General features: G+C 40.3%; 4 protein-coding genes. 1 reads left to right on the top strand and 3 read right to left on the bottom strand.

All coding sequences use genetic code 11. From position 1 onward, the window contains the following. Positions 1–217, top strand: a 217-nt coding sequence (locus tag L4D09_RS28575) for a hypothetical protein (protein WP_428460918.1), incomplete at its 5' end; no start/stop codon positions are given. Positions 218–385: 168 nt separating this feature from the next. Here L4D09_RS28575 and L4D09_RS28570 read toward each other — a convergent pair. The 3 genes from L4D09_RS28570 to L4D09_RS28560 all read right to left on the bottom strand — a co-directional run bounded on the left by L4D09_RS28570 (position 386) and on the right by L4D09_RS28560 (position 2,374). After that, on the bottom strand, positions 386–844 hold the full coding sequence (locus L4D09_RS28570) for a GNAT family N-acetyltransferase (RefSeq protein ID WP_428460917.1): 459 nt from the start codon (positions 842–844) through the stop codon (positions 386–388). 291 nt (positions 845–1,135) lie between these two features. After that, entirely contained in the window at positions 1,136–1,270 is a 135-nt protein-coding gene (locus L4D09_RS28565; protein WP_428460916.1) for a hypothetical protein, read from the bottom strand. 330 nt (positions 1,271–1,600) lie between these two features. Further along, a complete protein-coding gene (locus L4D09_RS28560; RefSeq protein WP_428460915.1) occupies positions 1,601–2,374 on the bottom strand; it encodes a phosphotransferase in 774 nt (257 codons plus the stop codon). Positions 2,375–3,582: the final 1,208 nt, after the last annotated feature.

Here is a 3,582-nt window from a genome sequence, read left to right as displayed (position 1 = left end):
AAGCGCCACACTACCACCAACTGAAATACAAACTTGGCTTAGTGATTTCAGCAACTTAGTAAACGCTGAAATCATAACGAATCAGTACAAAAACCGACAGTGCGGATTCATGAATTTGAGAGAGGCAAGGCTATTTGCACCAATGAATATTGGCATGAGGTGTAAGCAAACCGCCCATTTCACTGAACGAATTTCACTGCATTGCGACCCACATTAAAACCACAAAACAGCCAGCGGCAATGACACCTAAACTATAAGAAAAATTGGCATATAACGCCTGCCATAAGGTGTACCACGATGAACTAACCAGACATACAGAACTCCATACCAAAACCGCCGAGTGTAAAGCATCACCTTGATGGCCTTGTTATATGTAAATACGAGACTAAAAGTATGATGGTATTGAACCGTCAAAACTAGATTGTTCGCGTGCAATACACATACAGTCTGTACCTTGGACGCTTCGAAAGCCTAACTTATTGTAATAACCATGACCTATATCACTATGTAGATACACAGCTTTGCCGCTCTGATTATTTAGTAACTCATCTCTTACTAGACTAACTAAATAGGAGCCATAACCTTTGCTTCGATGACTTGGATCAGTAGCTATTGAGCCGATGCCATAGTTACTTTCTTCAAGCCCAAACTGGTCAGAGTAAACAATAAGAGAAGATACAACTTCGTCATTCATTATCAATACATACCAAATACCGCAACGATACTTTTCGCTATTCCGACAGCCATTTAAGTACTCTTCACAGGAAAGTCCATCACTCCACGCATCGAATCCCATTAAATAAATCGAATCTAACTCGCACTTTTTAGCTTCTCTCAAATACACCCTTGTAAACTTCCTATGTTAATTTAGACATATAACGCCCTGTTAAGGTGTGAGAAACGCAATACAGAAGCCTCCGTATACCACCTTAAACAATAAACGCAACGCATGGTAAAAATGCCACGCGTTGCGAATCACTCTTGAACAGTTTGTTATGCTTGTACTATCAGTAGGCATAGTAGACAGATTTTCAACACTCACTCAGCTCTACCGTGAAATAATATTATTTGTCATCCATGCCTACATAGGAAAATTAACTCGTCGCATAAAGGCAGACTCTTGCCTAAATAAGTCTTATTTATGATTTTCTTTACCACGTAAATGCTCGGCATACTTTTTAGAAATTAGTTGATGTATATGAAGCCCTGTTTTACGAACAAGATACCAATCTATCGCAGCTAAAATGACTAAGCCTATTATAGTTCCCATCTAAAACCCTCCTTGTACATCGAATCATAACTCTATCAAACCACTGATGAGATTTATAAGACAGAAGGCAATTTATGTTAAGCAACTATGGTTTTCAGAGAAGTTAGAGTTTATTGCGGGATAAAAAACTCATTTCTGGTAAAGATACTAACGACAGATACAAGGTGATATTTGTTAAATACGTAAAGCACTCATACTTACAATTTTGAGAAAAAGCATAACGCCTTGGGATAAGGTGCGCCACGATAAATCCACCAAGCCCACTGAACTTCGAACCAAAACTGCCGAGTGTAACGCGTCACCTTGAGACCTTTGTTATGTGCACATTACCTACGCTAAACTGTCAGTGATTTGTTCTTTATTTCGCTTTAAATATTCAATGTCTGCAATATAAGCCAAATGATGACCATCCTTCATGTTCGCAATAAATGCTTCATTACCTTTGGCTGCTTCATCGTGCATGAAATCAACCAATGCTTGTACCCTAGATATAATGGTATCAACTAGCTGAACACGGTCTTCAAGTGATAAACCATAAGAATCACAGAATTGCTTTGCTCGTATTAATTGATCAGTTAGATCGCCCAACGAATCATATGGATTAGTTTTGAATGGTGCCCAACAATAAACAGCATAAGCTACATCCAAAATCCTTGGGGCTGGGTGTGCGGTATCAAAATCAAAGATACCAACAACTGCATTTCCATATAATGCCACATTGTAAGGAGCATAATCACCATGACAGATTACTTCTTGCGGCTCTCTCGCAGGTAAAAGCCACATTAAATCATTACATTGTTCACTTTGAACGAATGATACGGTTGCATCGTGATACCGACGTAAAAGTGCAGCAGCAGAACATAATGCTTCACTTGTGGCAATAGCACCAACTAAAGGATAATTGTAAACATCACCAGAAATGTAGGACAGGATCTCATTACCATTGCTATCGAAACCAAATGATTCCGGAGCGGAATGAAATTGCTCACTTTTTAGGTGAGTAAATAATTTATGAATGGATTGAGACCAAAATCCACTTGGACGATAGACCTTATCATCTAAACGATGAACCAGACCTACTCGACCACCTTGAAGTTCATCCATAACTCTCCTTGTGTATGAATAACTTAGTGCACATAACGCCCTTGTGAAGTTGCCCGCCCCTAAAACCAAGCATTACGCCGTAATCACAAAAGCTAATTCATACTAAAAATGCCGCGTGTTAAGGGTCAACTTACACAGTTTGTTATATGAAAACTGAAATCAAAGCGGCTTGGCCGCCCCACCGAAACAGTAGAAGATTCAACCCAAGACCACGATACTTACTGTAACCGTGAACACCACGCTACCAACAATTAAAGCCTTACTTGGCAGTGTGATTTCAGCAACTTAGTAAACACTGAAATCATAACTAACCAACACGAAATTCAACAGTGCGGATTCATGAATTTGAAAGAGACAAAGCTATTTATACCAATGAATATTGGCATGAGATTTAGGTAAACCGCACCAAGTCACGGAACAATTTTCACGGCATTGCGACCCACATTGAAACCACAAAACAAACAGCGGCCATGACACTTAAACTGTAAGGAATAATGGCATATAACGCCCTTGTGAAGGTGCCCGCCCCTGAACCAAAACCTTGCCCCGTAAACACGAAAGCCAACTCATACTAAAAATGCCGCGTGTTAAGGGTCAACTTACACAGCTTGTTATATGAACACTGAACTTAAAGCGGCTTGGCCGCCCCACCGAGACAACAGGTGAACAACCCCAAACTCACAATACTGACTGTAACCCTGAGCACCACGCTACCAACAATTGATGACCTTACTTAGCAGAGTTATTTCAGCAACTTAGTAAACACTGAAATCATAACGAACCAGCGCAACAACCAACAGTGCGGATTCATGAATTTGAGAGAGGCAAGGCTATTTATACTAATGAATATTGGCATGAGATTAAGGTTAACCGCACAATTCACAGAACGATTTTCACTGCATTGCGACCCACATTGAAACCACTGAATATCAAGCGGCAATGAGACCTAAACCGTAAGAAAAAATGGCATATAACGCCCTTGTGAAGTTGCCCGCCCCGAAACCAAAACCTTGCCCCATATACACAAAAGCTAATTCATACTAAAAATGCCGCGTGTTAAGGGTCAACTTACACAGTTTGTTATATGAAAACTGAAATCAAAGCGGCTTGGCCGCCCCACCGAAACAGTAGAAGATTCAACCCAAGACCACGATACTTACTGTAACCGTGAACACCACGCTACCAACAATTAAAGCCTTACTTGGCAG

This window comes from Photobacterium makurazakiensis, assembly GCF_050336715.1.
GTDB classification, from domain to species: Bacteria; Pseudomonadota; Gammaproteobacteria; order Enterobacterales; family Vibrionaceae; genus Photobacterium; species Photobacterium makurazakiensis.
This window is presented reverse-complemented; position numbering and strand designations above follow the sequence as displayed.

Coding starts and splice junctions, on each gene's coding strand:
- L4D09_RS28565 (WP_428460916.1), bottom strand. CDS start 1,270: ATGGGAACTATAATAGGCTTAGTCATTTTAGCTGCGATAGATTGGTAT.
- L4D09_RS28560 (WP_428460915.1), bottom strand. CDS start 2,374: ATGGATGAACTTCAAGGTGGTCGAGTAGGTCTGGTTCATCGTTTAGAT.